1 protein-coding gene is annotated in these 412 nt (G+C 68.7%); it reads left to right on the top strand.

The window, feature by feature from the left end:
- Positions 1 to 412, top strand: a 412-nt coding sequence (locus NQ036_RS15500; protein ID WP_257060033.1) for a GAF domain-containing protein, incomplete at both ends; no start/stop codon positions are given.

Raw genomic sequence — 412 nt, forward strand, 5'->3', positions numbered from 1 at the left:
GCGCAGGGAGCGCTCGAACTCCGCCTTCGCCAGCAAGTCATCCTGTCCGAATTCGGCGTGGAGGCCCTGCGGGCGACTGCGTTGATGCCGCTGCTGCAACGGGCGACCGAACTCTGCGCCGAAGGCATGGGGGCGCAGTTCTGCAAGGCGCTCGAGTACCAGCCGTCGCATGACATGCTGCTCGTCTGCGCGGGCGTCGGCTGGGAACCGGATTCCGTCGGCAAGGCGGTGGTGGGGGCCGACCTCGCCTCGCCCGCGGGCTACGCGCTGAAGACCGGTCAGCCGGTGATATCGAACCATCTCGAGAACGAGACCCGCTTCCGCACGCCCGCCCTGATGGCCGACCACGGCATCCGCCGGGCGGTGAACGTCCTGATCACCAACCGCGACGGCCATTACGGCGTGCTGGAGG

The organism is Brevibacterium sp. 91QC2O2 (assembly GCF_024580695.1).
Taxonomy (GTDB): domain Bacteria; phylum Actinomycetota; class Actinomycetes; order Actinomycetales; family Brevibacteriaceae; genus Brevibacterium; species Brevibacterium moorei.